Raw genomic sequence first — 26,990 nt, forward strand, 5'->3', positions numbered from 1 at the left:
GGTGAAGCAGGTTCTCTGAAATCGTCCGGGTGGGTACGTGAGACGGGGCCCTGTGCCCTCCCGCCCTCATGGAGAGGTACCGACGCAATGGCTCGCGAGCATCCCCTGGAGCGCTACCGCAACATCGGCATCATGGCGCACATCGATGCCGGCAAGACGACCACCACCGAGCGGATCCTCTTCTACACCGGCGCCATCCACAGGATGGGCGAGGTGCACGAGGGGAACACCACCACGGACTGGATGGTCCAGGAGCGCGAGCGCGGCATCACGATTACGTCGGCGGCCATCACCGCCTTCTGGAGTCGCGGTGAGCATCGCTACCGCGTCAACATCATCGACACCCCGGGGCACGTCGACTTCACCATCGAGGTGGAGCGTTCGCTGCGCGTCCTGGACGGCGCCATCACCGTGTTCGACGCGGTGAACGGCGTGGAGCCGCAGTCCGAAACCGTCTGGCGTCAGGCGGACAAGTACAAGGTCCCCCGCATCTGCTTCATCAACAAGATGGACCGGGTGGGCGCGGACTTCGAGATGTCCGTGAGCACCATCCGCGAGAAGCTGGGCGCGCGCGCGGTGCGGATGCAGCTGCCGCTGGGGGCCGAGGACAAGCACCGCGGCGTCATCGACCTGCTGACGATGAAGGCGCTGGTGTTCGTCGACTCGGAGCAGGGCAGTCGCTACGACGTCGCGGAGATTCCGGAAGACTACCGCGAGCAGGCGGAGGCGGCGCGCGCGGAACTGCTCGAGGCGGCGGCGGAGCAGGACGACGCGCTGACGGAGAAGTTCCTGGAGGGCCTGGAGCTGACCGAGCAGGAGGTCCGCGCGGCCATCCGCAAGGGCTGTGTGGCGCTGAAGCTGTTCCCGGTGTTCTGCGGATCGGCGTTCCGCCACAAGGGCGTGCAGCCGCTGCTGGACGCGGTCATCGACTATCTGCCGAGCCCGCTGGATATCCCCCCGGTGCATGGCAAGACGCCCAAGGGCGAGGATGCCATCCGCGAGACGCGGGACGATGCGCCCTTCAGCGCGCTCGCGTTCAAGATCATGAACGACCCGGCGTTCCAGTCCCAGACGCTGACGTTCCTTCGCGTGTACTCCGGGAAGCTGGAGGCGGGGACGGCGGTGTGGAACTCGGTGAAGGGCAAGCGCGAGCGCGTCAGCCGCCTGGTGCAGATGCGCGCGGACAAGAAGGACGAGCTCACCGAGTGCTACGCCGGTGACATCTGCGCGGTGGTGGGGCTGAAGCTGGCCAGCACCGGCGACACGCTCTGCGACGACAAGCAGCCCATCATCCTGGAGCGGATGGAGTTCCCCGAGCCGGTCATCGACATCGCGATTGAGCCGAAGTCCACGGCGGACCAGGACAAAATCATCCAGTCGCTCCAGCGCCTGGCGATGGAGGACCCGTCGTTCCGCGTGAAGACGAACGAGGAGACGGGGCAGACCATCATCGCCGGCATGGGCGAGCTGCACCTGGAGATCATCGTCGACAGGCTGCTGCGCGAGTTCAAGGTCGACGCGAACATCGGCAAGCCGCAGGTGGCGTACCGCGAGACCATCACCACCCAGACGGAGTCCGAGGGGAAGTTCATCCGTCAGACGGGCGGCCGGGGCCAGTACGGCCACATCTGGCTTCGGGTGATGCCCAACGAGCCTGGCAAGGGCTTCGCCTTCGAGAACAAGGTGACGGGCGGCGCGGTGACCAAGGAGTTCGTGGACGCGGTCCGCGACGGCGTCGCCGAGGCCCTGCAGAACGGTCCGGTGGCGGGCTACCCCATGGTCGACGTGAAGGTGGAGGCCTACGACGGCTCCATGCACGACGTGGACTCCAGCGAGATGGCGTTCAAGATCGCCGGCTCCCTGGCCTTCAAGGACGCGGTGCGCGCGGCCTCCCCGGTGTTGCTCGAGCCCATCATGAGCTGTGAAATCGTCACGCCTGACGACTTCATGGGCGACGTGATTGGCGACCTCAACGGCCGCCGCGGCAAGGTCATGGGCATGGCGCCCCGGCCCGGCCGGTTGCAGGCCATCCAGGCGCAGGTCCCCCTGGCCGCCATGTTCGGGTACTCGACAGACCTGCGCAGCCGCAGCCAGGGAAGGGCGACGTACACGATGCAGTTCAGTCACTACGCGCCAGCGCCCAAGACGGCGCTGAACCGGTACTGACGGCCACGGCAGGCGGCCCTGCGGGCGATTTCAGTTGACGTTGTGGCGGGTTTGGAGCAGGACGCAGCACCTTCGCAGTGAGTTTTGCGGGATTCGAGACGCGCCGGGTGGTTGACCGGCTCAGCCCCGGTTGAGGAGTTGTCATGGCCAAGGAAAAGTTCGAGCGTAACAAGCCCCACGTGAACATCGGCACGATCGGACACGTGGACCACGGCAAGACGTCGCTGACGGCGGCCATCACGAAGGTGCTGGCGAAGACCGGCGGCGCCACGTTCCTGGCGTACGACCAGATCGACAAGGCGCCGGAAGAGCGTGAGCGCGGCATCACCATCTCCACGGCGCACGTGGAGTACCAGACGAAGAACCGGCACTACGCGCACGTGGATTGCCCGGGTCACGCCGACTACGTGAAGAACATGATCACGGGCGCGGCGCAGATGGACGGCGCGATTCTCGTGGTGTCGGCCGCGGACGGCCCGATGCCCCAGACGCGTGAGCACATCCTGCTGGCGCGCCAGGTCGGTGTCCCGTATATCGTGGTCTTCCTGAACAAGGTGGACCTGCTGGACGACCCCGAGCTGCGCGAGCTCGTGGAGATGGAAGTCCGGGACCTGCTGAAGAAGTACGACTTCCCCGGCGACTCGATTCCCATCGTCCCTGGCTCCGCCATGAAGGCGCTCGAGGGTGATACGAGCGAGGTCGGCGAGGGCGCCATCCTGAAGCTGATGGAGGCGGTGGACAGCTACATTCCGACGCCGCAGCGCGCGACGGACAAGCCCTTCCTGATGCCGGTGGAAGACGTGTTCTCCATCGCCGGCCGTGGAACGGTGGCGACGGGCCGCGTGGAACGTGGCATCATCAAGGTTGGCGAGGAAGTTGAAGTCGTCGGTCTGCGCGATACGCAGAAGACCGTCGTCACGGGCGTGGAGATGTTCCGCAAGCTGCTGGATGAGGGCCGGGCGGGAGACAACATCGGCGCGCTGGTGCGTGGTCTGAAGCGCGAGGACATGGAGCGCGGGCAGGTGCTGGCCAAGCCGGGCAGCATCAAGCCGCACACCAAGTTCAAGGCGCAGATCTACGTGCTGTCGAAGGAAGAGGGTGGTCGCCACACCCCGTTCTTCAAGGGATACCGTCCCCAGTTCTACTTCCGCACGACGGACGTGACGGGAACGGTGAAGCTGCCTGAGAACGTGGAAATGGTGATGCCGGGCGACAACATCGCGATCGAGGTGGAGCTCATCACCCCGGTGGCGATGGACAAGGAGCTGCGCTTCGCTGTTCGCGAGGGTGGCCGCACGGTGGGCGCCGGCGTCGTGGCGGAAGTGATCGAGTAGCAGGCCTCCTCCCGGCTCCCATGGACATCCCCTCGGGGAATTTCCAGGGAGCCGGAGGAAATCCAGTTGCATACACCGGGGCGGGATGGTAATCACCGCGCCCCTTCGTTCTGAAGAAACGGCTCTGTGACAACCAGGGGACGTCGGTCGTAGCGCCTCCCGGGGCGTTGGCACAAAGTTCGTTCTAAGAGGTTCTTGCGAATGGCGACACAGAAGATCCGCATCCGGCTGAAGGCATACGACTCGAAGCTCCTGGACCAGAGCGCGGGTGAGATCGTCGAGACGGCCAAGCGCACGGGCGCGAAGGTGGCCGGTCCGATCCCCCTTCCTACGCGCATCAACAAGTTCACGGTGCTGCGTTCGCCGCACGTGGACAAGAAGAGCCGCGAGCAGTTCGAGATCCGCACGCACAAGCGCCTGCTCGATATTCTCGAGCCCACGCAGCAGACGCTGGATGCGCTCATGAAGCTGGATCTGTCGGCCGGCGTTGACGTCGAGATCAAGTCCTAGGAAGCGGGTGGGCGTCCGAGTGGTTTCACTCCGACCCCCGCGAGGAAAGTGCCATGGCGAAGTTTGACGTTGTCGACCTCGATTTGAAGAAGGTGTCGGAGATTGAGCTCTCCGACGACATCTTCGGCGCTGAGCCGAACGCGCACCTCTTTTACGAGGTCGCGAAGATGCAGCAGATCAACCGGCGTCGCGGCACGGTGGGTGTGAAGAACACCTCGCTGGTCAGCGGCGGCGGCAAGAAGCCCTGGAAGCAGAAGGGCACCGGCCGCGCCCGCCAGGGTTCCATCCGCGCTTCCCACTGGGTGGGCGGCGGCAAGGCGATGGCGCCCAAGGCTCGCGACTACTTCTACCGCCCGCCCCGCAAGGTGCGTCGCGGCGCGCTGAAGTCGGCGCTGTCCCTGCGCGCCAAGGAGAAGACGCTCATCATCCTGAGCGGGTTCTCCCTGGACGCCCCCAAGAGCAAGCAGGCCTTCGAGGCGCTCACCAAGCGCCTGAAGCTGCAGAACGCTCTCGTGGTGGACGAGAAGAGCAACACCAACCTGCACCGCAGCGTGCGGAACCTGGCGAAGTTCGACGTGCTTCCTCCCGAGGGTCTCAACCTCGAGGCCGTTCTGAAGCACTCGCACCTCGTGCTCACCTCCGCGGCCGCGAAGACCCTCGAGGGGGCGCTCTCATGAATCTCAGCGACGTCATCAAGGGCCCGCTCATCACCGAGAAGCTGGACAAGGCCCGCGAGAAGTTCCGCCAGTACTCGTTCATCGTGGACCGCAAGGCCACCAAGCACGACGTGGCTCGCGCGGTGGAGACGCTGTTCAAGGTCACCGTCGAGGGCGTCAACACGAACGTCGTTCGCGGCAAGATCAAGCGCGTGGGTCGGAGCATCGGCAAGCGGCCCAACTTCAAGAAGGCGGTCGTCACCCTCAAGGAAGGCGACTCGATCGAACTCTTCGAGGGAGGGGCGGCCTGACGCTACGGCGTTGAGGTCAGCCTGAGGAACACACCATGGGCATCAAGAAGTACAAGCCGACAAGCGCCGCCCGCCGTCACATGACGGTGTCCGATTTCGCGGACATCACCAAGGACGCGCCCGAGAAGAAGCTGACCGAGCCGCTGAAGCGCTCGGGTGGCCGCAACGTGCACGGACACATCACCCGACGTCACCAGGGTGGTGGTCACAAGCGCCGCTACCGCGTCATCGACTTCAAGCGTCGTGACAAGGACGGCGTGCCGGCCAAGGTCACCGCGGTAGAGTACGACCCGAACCGCACCGCCAACATCGCCCTGCTGACGTACGCGGACGGTGAGAAGCGCTACATCCTGGCCCCGGTGGGCCTGAATGTGGGCGACACGGTGTTCGCCGGCGAGACCGCCGACATCCGTCCGGGCAACTCCCTGCCGCTGCAGAACATCCCGGTGGGTACCATCATCCACAACGTGGAGCTGAAGCCGGGCCGTGGCGCCCAGGTCATCCGCTCCGCAGGAACCTCTGGACAGCTGATGGCGAAGGAGGGCCGCTACGCGCAGGTGCGTATGCCTTCTGGAACCGTCCGCATGGTCCTCATCGAGTGCCGCGCCACCGTGGGCCAGGTGGGTAACATCGAGCACGAGATCATCCGCATCGGTAAGGCGGGTAAGAGCCGCTGGCTGGGCATCCGCCCGACGGTTCGTGGTCTCGCGATGAACCCCGTGGACCACCCGCACGGTGGTGGTGAGGGTAAGTCCGGTCAGGGCAACCCGCACCCGGTGTCGCCGTGGGGCAAGAAGACCAAGGGTCTGACCACGCGCACCAACAAGCGTACTGACAAGTTCATCGTGAGCGGCCGCCGCCAGGGCGCGCGCAGCCAGTAAGAGGATTCGCAAGCCATGGCTCGTTCGATCAAGAAGGGTCCGTTCGTCGACGACTTCCTCGTCAAGAAGATCGAGGACATGATCAAGACGAACAAGAAGACTGTCGTGAAGACGTGGTCCCGCCGCTCCACCATCCTTCCGGAGTTCGTGGGTCACACCTTCGCGGTGCACAACGGGAAGAAGTTCATCCCGGTGTTCGTCACGGAGAACATGGTGGGCCACAAGCTCGGCGAGTTCGCCCCGACGCGTACGTTCGGTGGACACTCGGCGGAGAAGAAGGTCGCCAAGGCCCCGGGCAAGTAGCCTGGCGCATTGCCTGAGAGCCTGAGGAGATGACCATGGAGTCGACTGCACATCTGCGTTTCCTGCGCATGAGCCCCCGCAAGCTGTCTGTCGTTGCGGCGCTCATCCGGGGCAAGCCCGTCGAGGCTGCCCTCAACATCCTGAAGTTCACCAAGCGCGCCGCGGCCCTGCCGGTGGAGAAGCTCATCAAGAGCGCCGTGGCCAACGCGACGGACCTGTCCAAGGGTCAGGTCGACGTGGACACGCTCTACGTCAAGACCATCTCGGTGGACCAGGGTCCTACCCAGCGCCGGTTCATGCCGCGCGCCATGGGTCGGGCCACCCCGATCAAGAAGAAGACCGCCCACGTCCATGTGGTGCTGGCCGAGGCCAAGAAGTAGGACCCGTCGGGCCCAGCCCGGACGTTCAAGGAGATTCACGTTGGGACAGAAAGTTCATCCGATCGGGTTCCGGCTTGGCGTCATCAAGACCTGGGACTCCAAGTGGTTCGAGCACAAGAACTACGCGCAGTGGCTCCATGAAGACATCCGCATCCGCGAGTTCGTGAAGAAGTCGCTGAACCACGCGGGCGTGTCCAAGGTGGAGATCGAGCGCGCAGCCAACAAGGTGAAGGTCAACGTCCACACCGCGCGTCCGGGTATCGTCATCGGCAAGCGCGGCGCGGGCATCGAGACGGTGAAGAAGGACCTCCAGCAGTTCACGAAGAACGAGGTCTTCCTCAACATCGTCGAGGTCCGCAAGGCGGAGACCGACGCGCAGCTGGTGGCGGAGAACATCGCCACGCAGCTCGAGCGTCGCATCGCGTTCCGTCGCGCCATGAAGAAGGCGCTTCAGACTGCGATGAAGTTCGGAGCCAAGGGCATCCGCGTGGCCTGCTCGGGCCGCCTGGGTGGCGCCGAGATGGCTCGCTACGAGTGGTACCGCGAGGGCCGCGTGCCCCTGCACACCCTCCGCGCGGACATCGACTATGGCTTCGCCGAGGCCAAGACGACCTACGGCAAGATCGGCTGCAAGGTCTGGGTCTGCAAGGGCGAGGTTCTCCCGGGCAAGGGCGGCCAGGCCCCCATGCCTTCCAACCGCTAAGAGCCCTCCCGCTTTGGGCGCTCTCGAGAGAGGGCGCCCGGGGCAGGGCAGTGAAGGACAGCGACGATGCTTCAGCCTGCACGTACGAAGTACCGCAAGATGCACAAGGGCCGCACGCCCGGCGCCGCGCACCGTGGCAGCGACTTGACCTACGGTGAGTTCGGCCTGATGAGCCTGCAGCCGGGGTGGATTACGTCCCGGCAGATCGAGGCGGCTCGTATCGCGATGACCCGCCACGTGAAGCGCGGCGGCAAGATCTGGATCCGAATCTTCCCGGACAAGCCCATCACCAAGAAGCCCGCCGAGACCCGAATGGGTACCGGTAAGGGTGGCGTGGAGTACTACGTCGCGGTGGTGAAGCCCGGCCGCATCCTCTACGAGATGGAGGGGATGACGACCGAGGTGGCCACGGGGGCGCTGAAGCTGGCGCAGGCGAAGCTGCCGGTGCTCACGCGTATCGTGACGCGCACGGACCTGAGCCTCTAGGCACCGCGGCGGGAGCCGCCTTCGGGTGGGCTCCCGCACGCATGTGGAGATAGCAATGGCGACTGCGAAGGAACTGAGGGAGCTGTCGGCGGACGACCTGCAGCGGCGGGCGACGGAACTGCGTGAGACGCTGTTCCAGGACCAGCTCAAGCGGCGGACCGGCTCGCTGGACAGCCCGGCGGAGCGAACCCTGCACCGGCGTGACCTGGCCCGGGTGCTGGCGGTTCTCGGCGAGAAGAAGAAGGCGGCGAAGGCCTAAGGCCGACGTCGCGATTCCTCCAAGCGCGCTCGCCCGGAAGCGGGTGCGTGCGGCCATCCGGGACGCGAGAGCGCCCGGGTGCATGAGAGACAGTGAGAACAAAGATGGCTGAAACGACTGAAGCGCCCAAGGCAGAGACCTCCTCCCGCGGCCGTCCGAAGACGCGCGTGGGAATCGTCACCTCCAACAAGATGCAGAAGACGGTCGTGGTCACCGTCCAGCGCCGGGCTCCCCACCCGAAGTACGGGAAGATCATGAGCCTGCGCGAGAAGTACAAGGCGCACGTGGAGGACCACGACTATCCGAAGAAGATCACCATCAACGAGGGTGATCGGGTCCGGATCGCCGAGACCAAGCCTGCCTCGAAGGACAAGCGGTGGCGTGTGGTCGAGGTGCTGGAGAAGAGCAAGAACGTCTAGCACGCACCTCCACCTGCGCGGCCGTGAGGCGGTGTGGTGGAGTCACCGGCGATAGGAGATTCTCAGATGATTCAGATGACGAGCGTGCTCGACGTGGCGGACAACTCGGGCGCGAAGAAGGTGTTCTGCATCAAGGTGCTCGGCGGTTCGAAGCGCAAGTACGCGTCCATCGGCGACGTCATCGTCGTGTCGATCCGCGAGGCGCTGCCCAACTCGAAGGTGAAGAAGGGTGACGTGGCCAAGGCCGTCATCGTCCGCACCAAGCGCGAGGTGGGTCGTCCCGACGGCAGCTTCATCAAGTTCGATGGCAACTCCGCGGTCCTCATCAACAAGGACATGGAGCCCATTGGTACGCGCATCTTCGGGCCGGTGGCCCGTGAGCTCCGCGCCCGCAAGTTCATGAAGATCATCTCGCTGGCGCCCGAAGTCCTCTGAGAGGACCGCAGGCCGGACGGCGAGCAGCCAGAGAGACGAGGAAGCCATGCAGAAGATGAAAGTGGGAGACACGGTCCAGGTCATGGCCGGGGCCGAAGCCTCCGAGAAGAGTCCTGCGACGAAGCGCGGCAAGGTGCTGAAGATCGACCGCGAGGCGGGTCGCGTGACAGTTGAGGGTCTGCGCCTGGTCAAGCGTCACCAGAAGAAGACGCCCCAGAATCCCGAGGGTGGCATTGTCGAGAAGCCCGGCACCATCGCCCTGGCGAATGTCCAGGTCGTGTGCGCCAAGTGCGACAAGCCGACCCGCGTGGGGGTCAAGACCGAGGGCGAGAAGCTCCAGCGGTTCTGCAAGAACTGCGACGCGCTGATTGACTAGGAGTCCCTGTTGGGGCATGTATGCGCGCCCTTCTGCCCGCCCTGGTGGGCGGGTAGGGGGGAGTGCAGGCAACGAGGGCCTGGGTGGTTCCGGGGCCCTCGCGGTGTTTTCAGTTTCCAGATGAAGGACTGATCGGACGCGCTGGGTCCACAACGGCGCCCCGAAGCAGAGGATACGACGATGGCTGACGAGAAGAAGCCGGACCAGAAGGAAAAGAAGGCGAAGCGGGGCAAGAAGGAAGAGGCCAAGAAGGTTGGCTTCGCGGCGAACATCGAGGAAGGCCTCGAGAGCAAGCCGGCCCGCATGAAGGAGCGCTTCCGCAAGGAAGGGGTGCCCGCCCTGATGAAGGAGCTGGGCCTCAAGAACCCGATGGAGGTTCCGCGTCTCCAGAAGATCGTCGTCAACATGGGTCTCGGCGAGGCACTCGCCAACAACAAGATCCTGGAGTCGGCGGTGGACCAGCTCGCGGCGATCACGGGTCAGAAGCCCATCGTCACGCGCGCTCGCAAGTCCATCGCGAACTTCAAGCTGCGTCAGGGTCAGGCCATCGGTGCCGCCGTGACGCTGCGTGGTACTCGCATGTACGAGTTCATGGACCGCCTCATCACCGTGGCGCTGCCGCGCGTGCGTGACTTCAAGGGCGTGTCCCCGAAGGCTTTCGACGGGAAGGGCAATTACACGCTCGGCGTGCGCGAGCAGATCATCTTCCCTGAGATCAACTACGACCAGATCGAGAAGGTGAAGGGGCTCAACATCAGCTTCGTCACCACCGCCGCGAACGACGAGCAGGGGTTGGCGCTGATGCGTCACTTCGGCCTGCCGTTCCGTCAGTAAGCCCTCGAGCCAAGGACCTCAAGACAATGGCCAAGCTCTCCAAGATCGCCCAGGCGAAGCGCAAGCCGAAGTTCGCCGTGCGCCAGTACAACCGCTGCCCGCTGTGCGGTCGGCCGCGCGCCTTCCTTCGCAAGTTCAAGATGTGCCGTATCTGCCTGCGCAACCGTGCGCTGCGCGGCGAGATCACCGGCGTCACCAAGTCGTCCTGGTAGCCGGAAGGGCAGGGTGCTGAAGGGCTCGGAAGGGCTCATCGGCACCCTGGGCGCGCTCCGGGAGGAGCTCGCTCAATCGAAGTTTCAACCTCAGCAGTGGCGGTCGGCGCGAACCCCCGGGATGGGCCCGGCAGGCGCGGCGGCCGCGAACGCGAGATGCTCGATGAGGGCTCTTGCTTGGAAGGTAGCTCATGCCGGTCAATGATCCTGTTGGCGACATGCTGACCCGCCTGCGCAATGCTTCGCGCGCGCGTCACGACAAGGTCGTCATTCCCCACTCGAAGCTCAAGCTCGAGATCATCAAGGTCCTCAAGGATGAGGGCTACATCGGGGAGTTCGCCGTCGCCACCCCCGAGGGCTCGCCGCAGAGCGAGATCACCGTGCAGCTCAAGTACGGTCCGGACCGCAGCCCCGCCATCACCGGCATCCGCCGCGTGTCCAAGCCGGGCCTGCGCCGCTACTGCGGCGTGAGCGACATCCCGCAGGTGCTGGGTGGAATGGGTATCTCCATCCTGTCCACGTCCCGCGGCATCCTGGTGGACTCCGAGGCCCGCAAGCAGAAGGCGGGCGGCGAGCTGCTCTGCACCGTCTACTAGCCAGCTGCCTGGTGGCCGCGCCTCGTGAGAGTGCGCGCCCCGGGCATACAGGACCGAGGCAACCATGAGTCGGATTGGAAAACTGGCGATCAAGCTCGGCGACAAGACGAAGGCCATCGTCGCCGGCCAGCAGGTGAATTTCGAGGGCCCCAAGGGCAAGCTGTCCGTGAAGCTGCCCGCCCGGGTCAAGGTGGAGATCAAGGACGGCCAGGTCAACGTGCTGCGCGAGGATGATTCTCGCGAGGCGCGCAGCCTGCACGGCCTGACCCGCACCATCCTCGCGAACGCGGCGAAGGGCGTGTCCACCGGCTTCGAGAGGAAGCTGGACATCCGCGGCGTTGGTTTCCGCGCCGAGGTGAAGGGTAAGGCCATCCACTTCGCGCTGGGCTACTCGCACCCGGTGGTGTTCAACCTGCCGGAGGGTGTGACGGCCGAAGTCGACAAGGCGGCCCGCACCGAGGACAGCCTCCCCACCGTGGGGCTGACGCTCCGCTCGGCGGACAAGGAAGCGCTTGGCGCGACGGCGGTGAACATCCGCTCGTTGCGTCCGCCTGAGCCGTACAAGGGCAAGGGCATCAAGTATTCCGAGGAGCGCATCCGCCGTAAGGAGGGCAAGACCGGAACGACCTAGTCGTTTCGTCTGTCCTGAGGGTTCCCAATCCCGTCGGGCCCGTGGGGTCCGACGGCATCATCCGGCGGCGGAAGTCCGCATCGCCGCCGGAAGGACAAGGAAGCAGCCATGCCGACGAAGATCGATTCCCGTCTCAAGAGGAAGAACCGCATCCGCAAGAAGCTCTCGGGCACCACCGAGCGGCCGCGGCTTTCCGTTTACAAGAGCCTCAAGCACATCTACGCGCAGGTGGTGGACGACACCACTGGCAAGACCCTCGCGTTTGCCTCGTCGCTGTCCAAGGACCTGAAGGGCCAGGACGAAGGCGACAAGAAGGCGGACGCGAAGCGGGTGGGTGCCCTGATCGCGCAGAAGTGCAAGGCTGCCAACGTCGAGGCGGTGGTGTTCGACCGCAACGGCTTCCCCTATCACGGGCGCATCGCCGCCGTGGCTGACGCCGCGCGCGAGGCCGGGCTGAAGTTCTAGCTTTCGAAAGGATTTCCAAGTGGCAACTCCGATCAATCCGAACGATCTGGACCTCACCGACCGCGTGGTGAACATCAACCGCGTGGCCAAGGTCGTGAAGGGCGGCCGCCGGTTCTCGTTCGCCGCCCTGGTGGTGGTGGGCGACGGCGCTGGACACGTGGGCGTCGGCCTGGGCAAGGCCAACGAGGTCCCCGAGGCCATCCGCAAGGGTGGCGAGAACGCGAAGAAGAATCTCTTCCGCGTCCCGCTCATGGGTCACACGATTCCGCACGAGGTGCTCGGGCACTTCGGCGCCGGCTGGGTGCTGTTGAAGCCGGCCAGCGAAGGTACGGGCGTCATCGCCGGTGGCGCGGTGCGCGCGGTTCTTGAGGCGGCGGGCATCCGCAACATCCTGACGAAGAGCCAGGGTTCGCGGAATCCGCACAACGTGCTGAAGGCCACGGTTGCTGGCCTGAAGCTGCTGCGGAGCGCGGCGCAGGTGTCGCGGCTGCGTGGCAAGGACGTCGAGTCGGCGAAGCTCGCCGGGGAGCAGAGGGGCTAGTCATGGCGCTCAAGGTGAAGCTGACGAAGAGCTACGCGGGCGCTTCCGAGGACATGCTGGCCACCATCCGTGGCCTGGGTCTGAAGAAGTTTGGTCAAGAGCGCCTGCTCAAGGACACCCCTGCCATCCGTGGGATGGCGTTCAAGGTGAAGCACCTGGTCTCCCTGGAGACGGTGAGCACCGAGGCGCCGGCGCCGAAGCGCCGCAAGCCGCGCAAGATCGCCCTGCGGGATCGCGCGCGCGCCTACCAGGCCAAGCAGACCAAGGCCTGAGCACGAGAGGACTGAGACAATGAGCACTCTGCACGATTTGAAGCGTCCCTCGCGCTCGTGGCACCGCAAGAAGCGGGTGGGTCGCGGCCAGGGTTCTGGCCTGGGCAAGACGGCCGGCCGCGGTGGCAAGGGTCAGAAGGCCCGTTCCGGCAATATGCGGTTCGAGGGCTTCGAGGGCGGTCAGAGCCCTCTGCAGCGCCGCCTTCCGAAGTTTGGTTTCAACTCCCCCAACCGCACGGTGTACGCGGTGGTGAACCTGTCGGATGTGGACACCCACTTCGACGCGGGCTCCACGGTGGATGAGGCCTCTCTGAAGAAGGTCGGTCTGGTCAAGGGTCGTTACCACGGCGTGAAGCTGCTGGGACACGGCGCGCTGACCAAGAAGGTCACCATCCGTGTCCACAAGGCCTCCGAGGCCGCGAAGTCCGCGGTCGAGAAGGCGGGCGGCGCGGTGGATGTCCTTCCGCTGATGGCCCACAAGCCCGAAGCGGCCGCGAAGGCCCATGCTGGCAAGGGCGTCAAGGCCCCTCGGCAGCCCAAGGCTTGAGCATGTTCGGCGCGCATCACTTGACGGTGGTGCGCGCCATTTCGCTTGTGTAGGCTTCTGCGCCCCTTTCCCGTCCGTGGAACAGGGGCGTTTTGTCGTCCTGGCAGAACCCTCACGAAGAGGATGGCTACCCCGTGGCTCTCAATGCCTTCGCCAACGTCTTCCGCATCGCGGAGCTGCGCAGCCGGCTTGCGTATACGCTAGCCCTGCTGGCCGTCTACCGCATCGGCATCTTCATCAATACGCCCGGCGTGGATCGGGCCGCGATGAACGCCTTCATGGACGCCCAGAAGCAGTCGGGCGGACTGGTGTCGCTGTTCAACCTCTTCTCCGGCGGCGCGCTGGAGCAGATGTCCATCTTCGGATTGGGCATCATGCCTTACGTCAGCGCCTCCATCATCATGCAGCTGCTGGCGGTGGTCATCCCCAGCCTGGAGCGGCTGCAGAAGGAGGGCGCCGCGGGGCGGCAGAAGATCAATCAGTACACCCGCTACGGCACCATCGTCCTCTCCGTCATCCAGGGTATTGGAATCTCCCGGTGGCTGGCGTCCCTGGGGCGCTCCGATGGGGGCCAGAGTGGCTTCAACCAAGTGGTGGTTCCGGACGACAGCGTCTGGTTCACCTTCATGACGGTCATCAGCCTGACGGCTGGTACGGCGTTCATCATGTGGCTGGGTGAGCGCATCACCGAGCGCGGCATCGGCAACGGCATCTCGCTCATCATCTTCGCGGGCATCGTCGCTGGCGTGCTCCCGGGCGCCAAGTCGCTGCTGGACCTGACGCGGCAGGAAGTCATCGCGGTGGCCGAGGTCCTGGCGCTGCTGGTCTTCATGCTCCTCATCATCGCGGTGGTGGTCTATGTGGAGCGCGGCATGCGCCGCATCCCCATCCAGTACGCCAAGCGCATGGCGGGCCGCCGGATGTTCGCGGGCCAGGCCACGTACTTCCCGATGAAGGTCAACACCGCTGGCGTCATCCCTCCCATCTTCGCGGGCGCGGTGCTGTCGTTCCCGGCCACGCTGGGCACGTGGTTCCCGTTCCTGCAGGACCTGCAGCGCGCCATCGAAGGCAACCTGTGGATCTACAACGGCCTCTTCGTGCTGATGGTCATTTTCTTCGCCTACTTCTACACGGCGCTGACCTTCCGGCCGGATGACGTGGCGGACAACATCAAGAAGCAGGGCGGCTACATCCCGGGCATTCGTCCGGGTCGTCAGACGGCGGAGTTCATCGAGCGAGTGCTGAACCGGCTCACGTTCGGTGGTGCGCTGTACCTGGCGGTCATCTGTGTGATTCCATCCGTCATCAGCGGCATGCTCAACGTTCGCTTCACCTTCGGCGGCACCGCGCTGCTGATCGTGGTGGGCGTGGCGCTGGACACGGTGCAGCAGATCGAGGGTCACCTCATCAGCCGCAACTACGAAGGCTTCGCCGGGCCGCGTGGCCCCCGCATCCGCGGCCGGGTGCGCGTGGCGGCCTGAGTCACGACGTTCCACGTCCCGGGCGCCTCTCCCCGTCGTGGGGAGGGGCGCCTCGTCGTTCCGGGATGGAGTCGTTCAAGGTATTCGGTGGTGCACATGGGGGGCGCTTGGAAGCTTCGTGGCCGACGACTTCCGTGCCTTCCTTGGGAGCTGAGAGGAGCACATGAACCTGATCCTGTTGGGACCGCCGAACGCGGGGAAGGGTACCCAGGCGAAGAAGCTCTTCGCCGACTTCCACATCCCGCAGATCTCCACCGGTGACATTCTCCGCAAGGCAGTGGCGGAGGGGACGGAGCTGGGGAAGGTCGCGGGTCCGTTGATGGCGGCGGGCCAGTACGTGCCGGACGAAGTCGTCATCGGTATCGTCGAGGAGCGCTTGAAGCAGTCAGACGTGGCCCAGGGCTTCGTGCTGGATGGCTTCCCGCGCACGCCGGGCCAGGCTGACGCGCTGGAAAGGATGCTGGGGCGGCTGGGCAAGCAGCTCGACGCGGTCGTCTCGCTCGAGGTGCCGCACACGACGCTGGTGGAGCGTGGCTCCGGCCGGCGCGTCTGCCCCGTGGACGGCAGCGTCTACCACGTGGATCAGAGCCCGCCGAAGCGCGCGGGGTACTGTGACAAGTGCGGCACGGGGCTGGTGCAGCGTCCGGATGACATGCCAGACGTCATCGAGAAGCGCCTCCAGAAGTACGACGCGGAGACGGCCCCGCTGAAGGCCTTCTACGCGAAGAAGGGCGTGCTCAAGAGCGTGGACGGTGTGGGCTCGCCAGACGGCATCTACGAGGAGATCAAGAGCGCCGCGGGTCGGGGCAAGGTCTGATGGCCGGACGGGCCGGCGAGCGGACGTTGGGCGCTTGCGGCGCCCATTGCCGCTTGCCACCCGTTCTCCGTGCGCGGATGGCGCGTACGGAGCGCTGATGAGCCAGGTGGCGAGCAAATCCCGGGACGAGATAGCCCTCATGCGCCAGGCGGGTCGGATTGTCTCCGATGTCCTGGACGCGCTGGAAAAGGCGGTCGCTCCGGGAATCACCACCTGGGACTTGGATGCCCTGGCGGAGAGGCTGACGGCGGAGCGGGGCGCCAGGCCGGCGTTCAAGGGCTACCTCGGCTTTCCGTGTGTGCTATGTGCCTCCATCAACGATGAGGTGGTCCACGGCATCCCCAGCAAGCGGCGGAAGCTGGCCGAGGGCGACCTGATGAAGCTCGACTTCGGGGTGTCGTACCGGGGGTGGTTCGGGGACGCGGCCAGGACGGTGGCGGTGGGAAAGGTGTCAGCCGAGGCCAGGTCCCTGTTGGACACGACGCGTGAGTCCCTCCACAAGGCCATCCAGGCCATGAAGCCGGGCAACCGGTTGGGGGATATCGGGCATGCCGTCCAGCGGCACGTGGAGGCTCGGGGGTACGCTGTCGTCCGGGATTTTACCGGCCATGGGATTGGCCGGAAGCTCCATGAGCTCCCCCACGTGCCCAACCATGGGCAGGCGGGGGCGGGGATGAAGCTCCGGTCGGGGATGGTCCTCGCGGTGGAGCCGATGGTGAACCAGGGAACCCACGAGGTGGAGCTCCTGGACGATGACTGGACGGCGGTGACGGCGGACCGGAAGTTGTCCGCCCACTTCGAGCACACCATCCTCATCACGGATGGCGGAGCCGAGGTGCTCACCCGAGGGGCGTGAAGGGGCCGGGACTGCGGGTGAAATATGAGGGTGTTATGGTGGGTTGGTAGGAATCCGAGTTTTCCCGCGCGGGACGCTTGCCACTTGCGGACCAAAGTGATAATCCGCCGCGCTTCCAGAAGGTTCGTGGTCCGGGAAGAGGGTTTGACGCTTGCCGAAGGATGATTCCATCGAAGTTGAGGGGACGGTGATGGAGCCCCTCCCCAACGCGATGTTCCGCGTGGTGCTGGATAATGGCCACAAGGTGCTCGCGCACATCTCGGGCAAGATGAGGATGCACTTCATCCGCATCCTCCCGGGAGACAAGGTGAAGGTCGAACTGTCTCCGTACGACCTGACGCGCGGACGGATCACGTACCGGGCGAAGTAGAAAAGGGCGCCGCTCTGGGACTAGGGTGGCGACCCTCATGGCTTTTCATCTGTTCGAAGGAAGGAAGTTCGCTCCATGAAGGTTCGGGCGTCCGTCAAGAAGATCTGCGACAAGTGCAAGGTTGTTCGCCGCAAGGGCATCGTGCGCGTGATTTGCGCTTCCAACCCCCGGCACAAGCAGCGCCAGGGCTAACCGCCGACAGGCTGTTGGCTCCAGACCAACTCCACTCCAGAAGGAAGACCGAAGATGGCTCGTATCGCCGGCATCGACCTGCCGCCCAACAAGCGCGCCGTGATCTCGCTTCAGTACATCTACGGGATCGGCAACAAGTCCGCGCAAGACATCATCGAGGCGGCGGGCATCGATCCCACCACCCGGACCAAGGACCTCACCGAGGACCAGGCTCGCAAGATCCGTGAGATCATCGAGGCCAGCTACAAGGTCGAGGGTGACCTCCGGCGTGAAGTGACGATGAACATCAAGCGCCTGATGGATCTGGGCTGCTACCGGGGTCTCCGTCACCGCAAGGGCCTGCCTGTCCGTGGCCAGCGCACCCACACCAACGCGCGTACCCGCAAGGGTCCCAAGCGCGGCATCGTTCGGGCGAAGCCGGCCGCTCCGGCTCGGTAAACCGCAGCGCCGGCCCGTGAGGTGCCGGCGTCGATCACCTCCTCTCAGGAGCAGCAACTCACATGGCTGACGAGACCAATACTTCGGCTGCGGCGCCCACGGGCACCGAGGGCGAGGCCCCTGCCGCGAAGAAGGCCAAGCGCAAGGGCAAGAAGAGCATTCTCAATGGCGTGGTCCACATCCAGTCCACGTTCAACAACACCATCATCACGATCACGGACGTGTCCGGGAACGTGATCTCCTGGTCCTCGGCCGGGGCGCGTGGCTTCAAGGGAAGCCGCAAGTCCACCCCGTTCGCCGCTCAGGTGGCCGCCGGTGATGCCGCGGCGAAGGCGATGGAGCACGGGCTGAAGAACGTGTCCGTGTTCGTGAAGGGTCCGGGCGCGGGCCGTGAGTCGGCGCTGCGCGCGCTGGCCGCCGCCGGTCTGAAGATCAACCTCATCCGCGACGTGACGCCCATCCCGCACAACGGGTGCCGTCAGGCCAAGCGCCGCCGCGTCTAACCCCTTCGTCCGGGCCGCCCTTCGCGCCACCGGCGTGGGGGCGGCTCCAGATCACCTTTAAGGAGAAGTCTGTGGCCCGTTACACCGCGAGCGCTTGCCGTATCTGCCGGCGCGAAAACCTCAAGATGTACCTGAAGGGCGACCGCTGCTACACGGACAAGTGTGCCATCGAGCGCCGCCCGTATCCCCCCGGCCAGCACGGCCAGGGCCGCGTGAAGTTCTCTGGTTACGGCGTGCAGCTGCGCGAGAAGCAGAAGGTCAAGCGCATGTACGGCCTGCTGGAGAACCAGTTCCGCGGCTACTACCACCGCGCGTCCGCCGCCAAGGGCAAGACGGGTGAGAACCTCCTGCAGCAGCTGGAGCTCCGCCTGGACAACGTGGTGTTCCGCATGGGCTTCGCGGATACCCGCAACGAGGCGCGCCAGCTGGTCCGCCACGGCCACTTCCAGGTGAACGGCCGCAAGGTCAACATCCCCTCGTTCTCCATCAAGCCCGGCACGTCCGTCGAGGTCGTGGAGAAGAGCCGCAAGGTGCTCCGTATCTCCGAGGCGCTGGAGACGGTGGACCGCCGTGGCGTTCCGCAGTGGATCGACCTGGACAAGAAGTCGTTCAAGGGCACGGTTCGCACGGTCCCCAACCGCGAGGACCTGACCATGCCCATCCAGGAGCAGCTCATCGTGGAGCTCTACTCCAAGTAATCGCCGCGCCAGGCCAATTCGGGCCTGGACGACGTACTCAACGCCCTGGCCGACGAGGCCGGGGCGTCGTGCTTTATCGCAGTCCCCTACGTGGCCATCCTCCCGCCCTTCCGGTGGGTAAGTCGGTGGTGGCGCACGTCTCGAGGAGTCGTACACCATGGCTGATACGTACATTGCGAAGAACTGGCGTGACCTCATCAAGCCGCGCCGCATGGAGGTGGACCAGGACAGCCTGACGCCCACCTACGGGAAGTTCATCGCGGAGCCGCTGGAGCGTGGTTTCGGTACCACCCTGGGCAACTCGCTGCGCCGGGTGCTCCTGTCGTCGCTGCAGGGCGCGGCCATCACCTCGGTGAAGATCGAGGGCGTGGACCACGAGTTCACCACCATCCCCGAGGTGTCCGAGGACGTCACGGACGTCGTGCTGAACCTGAAGGAAGTCCTCCTTCGGATGCACACGAACGAGCCGAAGACGCTGCGCATCGAGGCGGAAGGGCCCAAGGAAGTGAAGGCGGGCGACCTCATCACCGACGCCGACGTGGAGATCCTCAACCCGGGTCACCACATCTGCACCATCTCCGAGGGTGGCAAGCTCCGCATGGAGCTGACGTGCCGCCGCGGCCGTGGCTACGTGCCGGCCAACTCGAACAAGGTGATCGGCGCGCCCATCGGCACCATCCCCATCGACTCGCTGTTCTCGCCCACCCGCAAGGTGAACTACCAGGTCACCAACGCGCGCGTCGGTCAGGTCACCGACTTCGACAAGCTGTCGCTCGAGGTCTGGACGGACGGCTCGGTGTCCCCTCAGGACGCGGTGGCGTACGCGGCGAAGATCATCAAGGAGCAGCTCACCGTCTTCGTGAACTTCGACGAGACGGAGGAGCCGGTCATCGCCGAGGCGCCGAAGGAAGAGGCGAAGCTGAACGAGAACCTGTTCCGCTCGGTGGATGAGCTGGAGCTGTCGGTGCGTTCCGCCAACTGCCTGCAGCAGGCGAACATCAAGACCATCGGCGACCTGGTGCAGCGCACCGAGGCCGAGATGCTCAAGACGAAGAACTTCGGCCGCAAGTCGCTGAAGGAGATCAAGGAGATCCTCGCGGAGATGGGCCTGTCGCTCGGCATGAAGCTCGAGAACTGGCCCCCGAAGCAGGCTCCGGCCCCGGCGGCGCCGAAGGCGTAGAGTCTTCGTGGTACTTTCCTCCGTGCCCGCGACATGGCAGCACGCGGCGCGGAGGGAAGGGGACTGGTGCGGTTGACCAGGCCCAACCAGCAGTGGCGAGCCTCGTGTCGGGTTCGCCCTTCCCACCCGGTACCTGATACGGCCGGAGTGGTGGCCCCCACGCGGGGACCCGGAGCACGACGATGCGTCACAAGGTCGGACAACGAAAGCTGCACCGCACCACGAGCCACCGGCTCGCGATGCTCAACAACATGGTCACCTCGCTGCTCGAGCACCAGGCCATCCGCACCACGGTTCCCAAGGCCAAGGAGGCCCGGAAGCTGGCGGAGCGCATCATCACGCTGGGTAAGCGTGGTGGGCTCTCCAACGTGCGTCTGGCGGCTCGGACGGTGAAGGACCGCGACGTGCTGCAGAAGGTCTTCAGCGAGTACAAGGACCGCTACGCCACGCGTCCCGGCGGCTACACCCGCATCATCCGCCTCGGCTTCCGCCGGGGTGATGCCGCGGAGATGGCGCTGCTGGAGCTGGTGGACCGGCCCGAGAAGAAGGCCACGCCCGCCGCCGACGCTCCCGCCGAAGAGACCAAGGCCGAGTAAGGCCCGTCTCCATGCCCCTTCGTGAGGAGGGGCTGGTGGAAACGCAGAGGGCGCTCTTCCCGTGGGGAAGGGCGCCCTTCGTGTTTGCGGGGCTTCACGGAGCTACTTCGGTCCGAGCAGGCGCTTCCACTCGTTGAGCAGGTCCTCGGTGAGGTTCGCGCTGTCGTCGCTGCTGCGCATCTCCAGCGTGTTGAAGCGCAGGTCCGCGGGGGCGGCGCCGCTGGTGCCCATGAGCTGCTTGGGGGTGATGGTGATGAACTCACCAGCGCCCACCGAAGGCACGGCCGCGCGGTACTGGCCGTTGACGATGAGGGTGACGTCCTTCCACGCCTCCTTGCTCTCGTTCCAGATGGTGATGGAGGGCCGGTCCAACTTGTCGCTGAGCACCAGCCGCGCGTCCATGTCCCCTGTCTGAACGGAGCTGCCGGGGCAGGCGATGGCGAAGCTCGCCACCGTCAACGCCAGCCACCCGGCGACGATGGACGCCTTGTACTTGAAGAAGCGATCCCGCTGACGGAAGTCGCCCGCGAACTCCTTCAGGATGGAGAGCGCATTGAGGGCCTGATTGGACGCCTCGCCCGCGAGCCGCTGTCCGAGGGCGCCGTCCTGCTTGCCCTTCTGGAGCGGCGCGGTGCGCGCGGCGGACATCACCCGCAGGGTGCCTGGATCCGTCGGCGTGCGAGGCATGCCTGGACTGCTCGGCGTCCGGGGCTGCGTGCCGGGATTGGTTGCCGTGCGCGGAGACTTGCGGCCATCACTCATCGAGCGCGAAGTGTAGAGGGCACGACCCGTTGGTGGCTACTGGCCCTTGAGGGATTGCAGCGCACGCGAGGCGATGGCGTTCTCCGGCTGCGCCTCCAGCACCTTGGAGAGCCAGCGCTCGGCCTCCTCGGCCGCCGTCTTCCTCACCTGCGGACGCGTGGACTTCATCGACTGTTCGGTGAAGAGCAGCCCCAGCCGCAGCGAGAACTCCACATTCTCCGGGTCCTTTTCGACCACGTAGCGCAGCTCGCGTTCCGCGGCGGGGTAGTCGCCGTCGAGCTGGTACACGAGCGCGAGCTTTCCCCGTGCGGGGATGGAGTCGGGCGACAGGGACACCGCCACGATGAAGGCCTCGCGGGCCGCCGCCAGGTCCCTGCGATCGAGATGCAGGTCACCCAACCGGAACCAGGCCGCGTCCAGCAGCGGATGCAGCGCGACGGCCTTCTCGAACGACGCACGGGCCGCGTCCGGACGCTGACGGGAGGCGTAAAGCTCCCCGAGGTAGAGGTGGTTCTTCCCGTCGCGAGGAGCGCTTTCGATGGCCTGCTTGAACTCGTCCACCGCGCGGCCCGCGTCGTCCAGGCGCTGATAGGCGAGGCCCAGCAGCGAGTGCAGCACCGCCAGATCCGGGTAGTCGTGCAGCACCTCCTCGAAGGCGAGGATGGCGTGCTGGGGGGCATCCAGGTCGTTCAGGTAGCGCAGGCCCTCTTCGAGCTTGGCCTCGGCTGCCTTGGGGATGCCACCGAAGGGGTCGCTGATCTGCTCCATCAGCGCGCGCGCCGTGGCCACGTCGGACGGGGCGGGCCGGCCTCGGACCACCACGCCCAGGGCCTCCACCGCGCCCGCCGGGTCTCCCGTGCGGTGCAGCGCCTTGGCCAGGGGCAGGCGCCAGGCGGTGCGCTCGTGGGCCAACGCCGCCGCGCGACGCAGGGGCTCCACGGCGGCGGCGTACTGTTCGGACTCCAGGCGGGCGACACCCAGGCGGTGATGGTACTCGGCCGTGTCCGGCGAGAGGGTGATGGCTCGCTCGAAGGCGGTGACTGCCGGCGCGCCGGCGTCCTTCGCCCGGGAGAACAGGGCCAGCCCGAGCATGTACTGGTCCACCGCCCGCTCGCTCGTGGCGATGCGCGCCTGGAGTTCCTCGATCCACGCGTCGGTGCGGCCCGCCTTCACCTGGGCCTCCGTGAGGGTGCGGGCCACGTCCAGGTCCTCGGGGGCCTTCGCGTGCAGGTCCTTCAGGAGTCCGAGCGCCTTCTGCGGCTGGTTCTCCTCCAGGTACGCCCGCGCCCGGGAGCGCTCGTCGGTGGGCCGGGGGGCGCCCGTCGTGGCCGAGGTGGTGTGGCCGCAGCCGGCGGCGAGCAGACCCAGGCCCAGTACGGCGGCGCGGGCCCAGGGGCGAAAGCGGAAGGCGGGAGTCGTCGGCACGGGAGAACGTCTCAGGGAGTGGAGGTGGCGCGGGCGGCGCTGATGCCTTCGAGGCCCGCGGCGGCGACGGAGTCCTCGGGGTCGCCACCCTTGCCGCCCAGCGCGAGGCTGTCGGCGATGATGACCTCTCGCACGGCGCGGGCGAGGCCCTCCCGGTCATTCTCCGCGAAGCCCGTGGTGTCGATGGGCTTGCCAATCTTCACGCGGATGGGGCCGGGAGTGATGTTCCAGCTGTCCTTGGGCATCAGGCTGCCGGAGCCCTCGATGGTGACGGGGCAGATGGGGACGCGGGCCTTGAGCGCGAGCGCGAAGGGGCCCTTCTTGAAGGGCAGGATGTGGCCGTCCGGGGAGCGAGTGCCCTCGGGGTAGAGGAAGATGCTCGTCCCGCCGCGAATCTTCGCCGCCGCCGCGTCCAGCGAGGCGATGGCCTTGGAACGGTTGCTCCGGTTGACGAAGACGTGACCGGCGAGCGCGAGATACCAGCCGATGAACGGCACCCACTTGAGCTGGTCCTTCGCCACGTAACGGAACGGCACGGGCACGGCCATGAAGTGCGCCGGGATGTCGATGGTGGACTGGTGGTTGGCCACGTAGATGGTGGCCCGCCGCGGGTCCACGTTCTCCTGACCCAGGACCTCCAACTTCGCGCCACCCGCCCAGAGCAACACCGGGGACCAGATCCTGCGAGCCACCCAGACGGAGTTGGCCGGCCTCAACGTCAACACCATCGCCAGGATGGCCAGGACGAAGCTGATGGGGGTCCACACGCCCGCCGTCACGACACAGAAGAGCTTACGCATCCCTCAGCCCCCTCCTCGGGGCCGGTTCGTCGGGCCGACGGAAGTCGCGGCCCGAGGGCAGCCCCGAGGCCAGATGTCCTGTCCCGGACGGCCGGACAGGCGGCCGCACCCCGGGAGGTGGCGGCGCCCAGGGGCGCGGCGAGAGGGACGGCTCGGGGGCATGCACTTCTTCTACCACGAGCCTTCCTTACCTTGTTGCTGGTGCGCGCAGCTTGGCGGGGTTACAAGCAGGGGTGGCGTGGCCAGGAAAAAGTTTATCGCCATCGCGGGCAACATCGGCGCCGGGAAGACGGAGCTCACGTCGTTCCTCTGCCGGAAGTACGGGTTGACCCCGTCCTTCGAGCCCAATGACCAAAACCCCTACCTCGCGGACTTCTACAAGGACATGAAGACGTGGGCCTTCCGCTCACAGCTCTTCTTCCTGACGCATAAGTTCCGCCTCCACCGGGAGTTGGAGCGCACGCCCGGTACCGTGCTGCAGGACCGCACCCTCTACGAGGACGCGGAGATCTTCGCCAAGAACCTCCACCGCCAGCGGCTCATCGACAAGCGGGACTGGAAGACGTACTGCGAGCTCTACGAGACCATCTCCGAGTCGCTGCGTCCGCCCGACCTGATGATCTACCTGCGCTGCCCCGTGCAGACGCTGAAGGAGCGAATCCGCCTGCGCGGCCGCTCCATGGAGAAGGACATCCCCACCCGCTACCTCCAGCGCCTCAATGCCCTGTATGAGGAATGGTTCGGTGCCTACCGGTTGTCTCCAGTCCTGGTGCTGGCCACCGACAAGCTCGACTACCTGACCGACCTGGTGGACCGCGTGGACCTCTTTCAGCAAATCGAGAAGCACCTGTGATGGAGGTCTACCTCCTGGCGACCGAGCAAGAAGGGCCCGCACCGCTGGATGCCCTGCGAGCCTCGTTCGCGACGGACGAGGTGGAGTTCACGCCAGACGAGGACGGCCAGGGCTTCGTGCTCCGGGCGGACAGCTCGGAGGTGCATGTCCGGCTGACGGTGGGCCCCGAGGGCCTGCCCAAGTTCAACAAGGCCGCGTACAGCGGCAGTCCAGAGGCCTTCACGCGCCTGAGCAAGGCGAAGGCCTACTACCACCTGTCGCTGGAGCCGGGTGGGGCGCAGCCCACGCTGCCCGTGTTCGAGGCGCTGTGGGCCGTGCGCACCCTGCTGGAGCACGTGCCCGGCGTGCTCGTGGACCTGGCGGCCTTCAAGCTGCACGAGCCCGAGGACGTGGTGGAGATCACCGAGCTGGACTTCGACATCCGGGACCACGTCCACCTGCACGCGGTGGAGGTGACGGAGGGCGACACGCCGCTGTGGGTGCACTCGCACGGCATGGAGAAGTTCGGCGCCCGGGATTTGGAGATCTTCCACCTCGCGGAGCAGGACCTGCTGCCCGCGGAGAGCTTCCTGCACGAGCTGTGCACGGACCTGGCCTTCGGTCAGGGGCCCGCGCTGCGCTCCCAGGTGGGCACCAGCGAGGGGCAGGCGTTCATGGTGGTGCCCTCCGAGGAGGCGCGCGCCAACCTGCTGGGCGTGCCGCTGGAGACCTTCGAGGGGCATGAGGGCCTCTTCCTCACGGTGGTGTCCCCCCTGGGGCGCCACAACACGTCCCAGCTCCTGGCGCCGTACCGGGAGCGCTTCACCCAGGAGCCCGAGGAGCAGACGGAGTCCATGCGCCGTGAGGCCCAGGCGCTCTTGCCCTCCTTCCTCGCGCGCTTCCAGCGCCGGGGGCTGATGGAGCCGCTCACCTTCCTCGTCCGAGCCCCCTTCGACACCCACCCGGATGGAAACACGGTGGTGGAGAACCTCTGGCTGGAACTCATGGCCCGGGACGACGGCACCCTCGTCGGCAAGCTCGTGGATGGCGCGGTGCACACCACCGAGTGGCGCAAGGGCGCTCACGTCGAGGTCGAAGAGACCCAGGTCAACGCCCTGGCGCTCAGCCGCGAGGGCCGCGCCCTGGATGAAGGGGAGATCCGGACCCTGTTGAACGCCGAAAGGCCGATGTAGGGCGACACGGCGGCGCTTGCCCGCGTCCTCCGGGACGCTAGGCTCCGCGCCCCATGCCCGCACTCCTGCTGCTCACTGGCCCGTCCGCGGGGCGCCGCTTCGAGGTGCTCTCGGACATGGCCATTGGCCGCAGCCCGTCCTGCGAAATCCCCCTGCGCGATGACCAGGTCTCCCGCAAGCACGCCCAGCTGACCGTCCACGAGGGAGAGGTCCGACTGACGGACCTGGGCTCTCGCAACGGGACGCTGCTGAACGGCGCGCGCATCAGCGGCGAGGTGGTGCTGCATCCCGGAGACCGCGTCCGGGTGGGTTTGACGGTGGCTGTCTTCGAGCCGCCCCCGGTGACCCTCGTGGAAGGCGGGCCGACGTCGCCTGGCCACGTCCCGATTGAAGAGGTGCTGCCTCACGTGGGCGCCGCCGCGGCGCTGTACTCGGCGGGCACGGCGCTGCTGGGGGCCACCAGCGAGGCCATGGTGTTGCGGCGGCTGGCGGATGAAGTCGCTCGAGCCCTCAGCGCCGACCGGGCCGCGGCGCTGCTGGGAAGCAACACAGGGCTGCTGACCGCGGCGGTGTCGGGCGCGGAGTCCATGTCCGTGCCTCGCTCGCTGGCGCAGGTGGCGCTGGAGCGCAAGGAGCTGGTCCAGTCGGAGACGGAGATGTGCGCGCCGCTCGTGGCCTCCGGAGGGATGCCCTTCGGCGTGCTCTATGCGACGCGCTCGGACTCCTCGTTCACCGGGGGCGAGGGGCAACTGCTCGCGGCGCTCGGGCGTCTGGGGGGCGAGGCCTATACGGCGGTGCGCTCCCGGATGGAGGCGGAGTCGCCCGCGCCCGTGCTCATCGGGACGTCCAGGCCGCTGCGCGCGCTGATGGACGGTGCTCGGCGGGCGGCGAACAGCGCCGCTCCCGTGGTGCTCCATGGCGAGTCCGGGACGGGCAAGACGATGTTGGGGCGGGTCGTCCACGCTCGCTCGCCCCGGGCGCTGGAGCCGCTGGTGGTGGTGGACTGCCGTCAGCCCATGGAAGTCGTCGAGGAGGCCCTCTTCGGCCGCGCCAGCGCGCCTGGACAGCCTCCCGTGGCGTCTGCGTTGCTTCGCGCGGACCGGGGCTCGTTGCTGCTCCAGCACGTCGAGGCGCTGCCCCGGAGCGCCGCTGAGCGGCTGGCTCGACTGCTGGCTCGAAGGGTGGCGCCAGCGCGGCAGGGCGGCGAGGAGCCCGTGGACGTGCGGTTGCTCGTCACCGCGTCGGTTCCCGTGACACTGCTGGGAACCCACGGTGAGGTGGACGCGTCGCTCGCTCGGAGTTTGATGGGCTTCGAGCTGGAGGTGCCTCCCTTGCGCGAGCGCCGGGCGGACGTGCTGGTGTTGTTCGAGGGCTTCCTCGCGCGCGCCGCGCGCCGGGTGCGGCGGGAGCCTCCAGTGCTGGGCGCGGATGCCCGGCGCCTGCTGGCGGACTACCCATGGCCCCACAACGTACGGGAGCTGGAGTTGGTGGGGGAGCGGTTGGGGTTGCTCCTGTCTCTTATACACGTCT

The 26,990-nt window shown here is 66.4% G+C and carries 38 protein-coding genes; 35 read left to right on the forward strand and 3 right to left on the reverse strand.

The features are described 5' to 3' along the window. Positions 1 to 87: 87 nt before the first annotated feature. The 32 genes from fusA (at position 88) to rplQ (ending at position 20,448) form a co-directional block, all read left to right on the forward strand. Entirely contained in the window at positions 88 to 2,166 is a 2,079-nt protein-coding gene (gene fusA / locus FJV41_RS19340; RefSeq protein ID WP_141643989.1) for an elongation factor G, read from the forward strand. 143 nt (positions 2,167 to 2,309) lie between these two features. Then, the gene (tuf, locus tag FJV41_RS19345; RefSeq protein WP_141643990.1) at positions 2,310 to 3,500 is read left to right on the forward strand and encodes an elongation factor Tu; all 1,191 of its coding nucleotides are present in this window, start codon (positions 2,310 to 2,312) and stop codon (positions 3,498 to 3,500) included. 201 nt (positions 3,501 to 3,701) lie between these two features. Continuing rightward, positions 3,702 to 4,010, forward strand: coding sequence for a 30S ribosomal protein S10 (gene rpsJ, locus FJV41_RS19350; protein ID WP_002633608.1), 309 nt, complete (start codon positions 3,702 to 3,704; stop codon positions 4,008 to 4,010). Positions 4,011 to 4,063: 53 nt separating this feature from the next. Continuing rightward, complete coding sequence (gene rplD / locus FJV41_RS19355) at positions 4,064 to 4,687, forward strand: 50S ribosomal protein L4 (RefSeq protein ID WP_141643991.1); 624 nt, start codon at positions 4,064 to 4,066, stop codon at positions 4,685 to 4,687. Then, positions 4,684 to 4,977 (forward strand): 50S ribosomal protein L23, encoded by a 294-nt coding sequence (locus FJV41_RS19360; RefSeq protein WP_141643992.1) that lies wholly within the window; start codon positions 4,684 to 4,686, stop codon positions 4,975 to 4,977. The genes rplD and FJV41_RS19360 overlap by 4 nt, the downstream gene beginning before the upstream one ends. 35 nt (positions 4,978 to 5,012) lie before the next feature. Then, positions 5,013 to 5,858 (forward strand): 50S ribosomal protein L2, encoded by an 846-nt coding sequence (gene rplB / locus FJV41_RS19365; RefSeq protein ID WP_141643993.1) that lies wholly within the window; start codon positions 5,013 to 5,015, stop codon positions 5,856 to 5,858. A 15-nt stretch (positions 5,859 to 5,873) separates the two neighbouring features. Then, on the forward strand, positions 5,874 to 6,161 hold the full coding sequence (rpsS, locus tag FJV41_RS19370; protein WP_046714300.1) for a 30S ribosomal protein S19: 288 nt from the start codon (positions 5,874 to 5,876) through the stop codon (positions 6,159 to 6,161). Between the two features lie 35 nt (positions 6,162 to 6,196). Further along, a complete protein-coding gene (gene rplV, locus FJV41_RS19375; RefSeq protein WP_141643994.1) occupies positions 6,197 to 6,541 on the forward strand; it encodes a 50S ribosomal protein L22 in 345 nt (114 codons plus the stop codon). Between the two features lie 40 nt (positions 6,542 to 6,581). Then, positions 6,582 to 7,244 (forward strand): 30S ribosomal protein S3, encoded by a 663-nt coding sequence (gene rpsC / locus FJV41_RS19380; RefSeq protein WP_002633602.1) that lies wholly within the window; start codon positions 6,582 to 6,584, stop codon positions 7,242 to 7,244. Between the two features lie 66 nt (positions 7,245 to 7,310). Beyond that, positions 7,311 to 7,730, forward strand: a complete 420-nt coding sequence (rplP, locus tag FJV41_RS19385) for a 50S ribosomal protein L16 (protein WP_141643995.1) — start codon at positions 7,311 to 7,313, stop codon at positions 7,728 to 7,730. 43 nt (positions 7,731 to 7,773) lie between these two features. Next, the gene (gene rpmC / locus FJV41_RS19390) at positions 7,774 to 7,989 is read left to right on the forward strand and encodes a 50S ribosomal protein L29 (RefSeq protein WP_174459337.1); all 216 of its coding nucleotides are present in this window, start codon (positions 7,774 to 7,776) and stop codon (positions 7,987 to 7,989) included. Positions 7,990 to 8,081: 92 nt separating this feature from the next. Continuing rightward, entirely contained in the window at positions 8,082 to 8,408 is a 327-nt protein-coding gene (gene rpsQ, locus FJV41_RS19395; RefSeq protein ID WP_174459322.1) for a 30S ribosomal protein S17, read from the forward strand. 66 nt (positions 8,409 to 8,474) lie between these two features. Next, on the forward strand, positions 8,475 to 8,843 hold the full coding sequence (rplN, locus tag FJV41_RS19400) for a 50S ribosomal protein L14 (protein WP_046714296.1): 369 nt from the start codon (positions 8,475 to 8,477) through the stop codon (positions 8,841 to 8,843). Positions 8,844 to 8,889: 46 nt separating this feature from the next. Next, on the forward strand, positions 8,890 to 9,219 hold the full coding sequence (gene rplX, locus FJV41_RS19405) for a 50S ribosomal protein L24 (protein WP_141643998.1): 330 nt from the start codon (positions 8,890 to 8,892) through the stop codon (positions 9,217 to 9,219). 303 nt (positions 9,220 to 9,522) lie between these two features. Next, positions 9,523 to 10,053, forward strand: coding sequence for a 50S ribosomal protein L5 (gene rplE, locus FJV41_RS19410; protein WP_174459338.1), 531 nt, complete (start codon positions 9,523 to 9,525; stop codon positions 10,051 to 10,053). Positions 10,054 to 10,079: 26 nt separating this feature from the next. Then, positions 10,080 to 10,265 carry a type Z 30S ribosomal protein S14 gene (locus FJV41_RS19415; protein ID WP_015350175.1) on the forward strand — a complete coding sequence of 62 codons (186 nt, stop codon included), beginning with the start codon at positions 10,080 to 10,082 and terminating at the stop codon, positions 10,263 to 10,265. A gap of 191 nt (positions 10,266 to 10,456) precedes the next feature. Continuing rightward, entirely contained in the window at positions 10,457 to 10,861 is a 405-nt protein-coding gene (gene rpsH, locus FJV41_RS19420) for a 30S ribosomal protein S8 (RefSeq protein ID WP_141644000.1), read from the forward strand. A gap of 64 nt (positions 10,862 to 10,925) precedes the next feature. After that, positions 10,926 to 11,492, forward strand: a complete 567-nt coding sequence (rplF, locus tag FJV41_RS19425) for a 50S ribosomal protein L6 (protein WP_141644001.1) — start codon at positions 10,926 to 10,928, stop codon at positions 11,490 to 11,492. Positions 11,493 to 11,600: 108 nt separating this feature from the next. Next, positions 11,601 to 11,957, forward strand: coding sequence for a 50S ribosomal protein L18 (gene rplR, locus FJV41_RS19430; RefSeq protein ID WP_141644002.1), 357 nt, complete (start codon positions 11,601 to 11,603; stop codon positions 11,955 to 11,957). A gap of 19 nt (positions 11,958 to 11,976) precedes the next feature. Beyond that, positions 11,977 to 12,498: a 30S ribosomal protein S5 gene (gene rpsE / locus FJV41_RS19435; protein WP_046714290.1), complete on the forward strand. Its 522-nt coding sequence runs from the start codon at positions 11,977 to 11,979 to the stop codon at positions 12,496 to 12,498. Positions 12,499 to 12,500: 2 nt separating this feature from the next. Next, positions 12,501 to 12,770 carry a 50S ribosomal protein L30 gene (gene rpmD, locus FJV41_RS19440; protein ID WP_141644003.1) on the forward strand — a complete coding sequence of 90 codons (270 nt, stop codon included), beginning with the start codon at positions 12,501 to 12,503 and terminating at the stop codon, positions 12,768 to 12,770. Positions 12,771 to 12,789: 19 nt separating this feature from the next. After that, entirely contained in the window at positions 12,790 to 13,317 is a 528-nt protein-coding gene (rplO, locus tag FJV41_RS19445) for a 50S ribosomal protein L15 (RefSeq protein ID WP_141644004.1), read from the forward strand. Between the two features lie 134 nt (positions 13,318 to 13,451). Next, the gene (gene secY, locus FJV41_RS19450) at positions 13,452 to 14,798 is read left to right on the forward strand and encodes a preprotein translocase subunit SecY (protein ID WP_141644005.1); all 1,347 of its coding nucleotides are present in this window, start codon (positions 13,452 to 13,454) and stop codon (positions 14,796 to 14,798) included. A 163-nt stretch (positions 14,799 to 14,961) separates the two neighbouring features. Next, on the forward strand, positions 14,962 to 15,615 hold the full coding sequence (locus FJV41_RS19455) for an adenylate kinase (RefSeq protein WP_141644006.1): 654 nt from the start codon (positions 14,962 to 14,964) through the stop codon (positions 15,613 to 15,615). A gap of 139 nt (positions 15,616 to 15,754) precedes the next feature. Beyond that, positions 15,755 to 16,471 carry a type I methionyl aminopeptidase gene (map, locus tag FJV41_RS19460; protein WP_281291452.1) on the forward strand — a complete coding sequence of 239 codons (717 nt, stop codon included), beginning with the start codon at positions 15,755 to 15,757 and terminating at the stop codon, positions 16,469 to 16,471. Between the two features lie 151 nt (positions 16,472 to 16,622). Beyond that, on the forward strand, positions 16,623 to 16,841 hold the full coding sequence (gene infA, locus FJV41_RS19465) for a translation initiation factor IF-1 (RefSeq protein ID WP_002614803.1): 219 nt from the start codon (positions 16,623 to 16,625) through the stop codon (positions 16,839 to 16,841). A gap of 75 nt (positions 16,842 to 16,916) precedes the next feature. Beyond that, complete coding sequence (gene rpmJ, locus FJV41_RS19470) at positions 16,917 to 17,033, forward strand: 50S ribosomal protein L36 (RefSeq protein ID WP_002633586.1); 117 nt, start codon at positions 16,917 to 16,919, stop codon at positions 17,031 to 17,033. A 54-nt stretch (positions 17,034 to 17,087) separates the two neighbouring features. Continuing rightward, positions 17,088 to 17,471, forward strand: coding sequence for a 30S ribosomal protein S13 (gene rpsM, locus FJV41_RS19475; RefSeq protein ID WP_141644008.1), 384 nt, complete (start codon positions 17,088 to 17,090; stop codon positions 17,469 to 17,471). 62 nt (positions 17,472 to 17,533) lie between these two features. Beyond that, positions 17,534 to 17,974 (forward strand): 30S ribosomal protein S11, encoded by a 441-nt coding sequence (rpsK, locus tag FJV41_RS19480; protein ID WP_141644009.1) that lies wholly within the window; start codon positions 17,534 to 17,536, stop codon positions 17,972 to 17,974. A gap of 71 nt (positions 17,975 to 18,045) precedes the next feature. Continuing rightward, positions 18,046 to 18,672, forward strand: coding sequence for a 30S ribosomal protein S4 (gene rpsD, locus FJV41_RS19485; RefSeq protein ID WP_141644010.1), 627 nt, complete (start codon positions 18,046 to 18,048; stop codon positions 18,670 to 18,672). 157 nt (positions 18,673 to 18,829) lie between these two features. Beyond that, positions 18,830 to 19,852, forward strand: coding sequence for a DNA-directed RNA polymerase subunit alpha (locus FJV41_RS19490; protein ID WP_141644011.1), 1,023 nt, complete (start codon positions 18,830 to 18,832; stop codon positions 19,850 to 19,852). A 182-nt stretch (positions 19,853 to 20,034) separates the two neighbouring features. Beyond that, positions 20,035 to 20,448, forward strand: coding sequence for a 50S ribosomal protein L17 (gene rplQ / locus FJV41_RS19495; RefSeq protein ID WP_141644012.1), 414 nt, complete (start codon positions 20,035 to 20,037; stop codon positions 20,446 to 20,448). A 102-nt stretch (positions 20,449 to 20,550) separates the two neighbouring features. On the opposite strand, the gene FJV41_RS19500 is transcribed toward rplQ, so the two are convergent. The 3 genes from FJV41_RS19500 to FJV41_RS19510 form a co-directional block, all read right to left on the reverse strand. Further along, positions 20,551 to 21,135 (reverse strand): hypothetical protein, encoded by a 585-nt coding sequence (locus FJV41_RS19500; RefSeq protein ID WP_246137287.1) that lies wholly within the window; start codon positions 21,133 to 21,135, stop codon positions 20,551 to 20,553. Positions 21,136 to 21,246: 111 nt separating this feature from the next. Next, complete coding sequence (locus FJV41_RS19505; RefSeq protein ID WP_141644014.1) at positions 21,247 to 22,635, reverse strand: tetratricopeptide repeat protein; 1,389 nt, start codon at positions 22,633 to 22,635, stop codon at positions 21,247 to 21,249. Positions 22,636 to 22,646: 11 nt separating this feature from the next. Continuing rightward, on the reverse strand, positions 22,647 to 23,435 hold the full coding sequence (locus FJV41_RS19510; protein ID WP_141644015.1) for a lysophospholipid acyltransferase family protein: 789 nt from the start codon (positions 23,433 to 23,435) through the stop codon (positions 22,647 to 22,649). Between the two features lie 238 nt (positions 23,436 to 23,673). On the opposite strand from FJV41_RS19510, the gene FJV41_RS19515 reads away from it, so the two are divergent. From FJV41_RS19515 to FJV41_RS19525, 3 genes are all read left to right on the forward strand, one after another. After that, positions 23,674 to 24,288, forward strand: a complete 615-nt coding sequence (locus FJV41_RS19515) for a deoxynucleoside kinase (protein ID WP_141644016.1) — start codon at positions 23,674 to 23,676, stop codon at positions 24,286 to 24,288. Beyond that, positions 24,288 to 25,460 (forward strand): DUF2314 domain-containing protein, encoded by a 1,173-nt coding sequence (locus FJV41_RS19520; protein ID WP_141644017.1) that lies wholly within the window; start codon positions 24,288 to 24,290, stop codon positions 25,458 to 25,460. The genes FJV41_RS19515 and FJV41_RS19520 overlap by 1 nt, the downstream gene beginning before the upstream one ends. A 53-nt stretch (positions 25,461 to 25,513) precedes the next feature. Continuing rightward, positions 25,514 to 26,990: FHA domain-containing protein (locus tag FJV41_RS19525; protein WP_141644018.1), on the forward strand; the 1,477-nt coding region annotated here is incomplete at its 3' end.

Origin of the sequence: Myxococcus llanfairpwllgwyngyllgogerychwyrndrobwllllantysiliogogogochensis, assembly GCF_006636215.1 — a bacterium.
Taxonomy (GTDB): Bacteria; Myxococcota; Myxococcia; order Myxococcales; family Myxococcaceae; genus Myxococcus; species Myxococcus llanfairpwllgwyngyllgogerychwyrndrobwllllantysiliogogogochensis.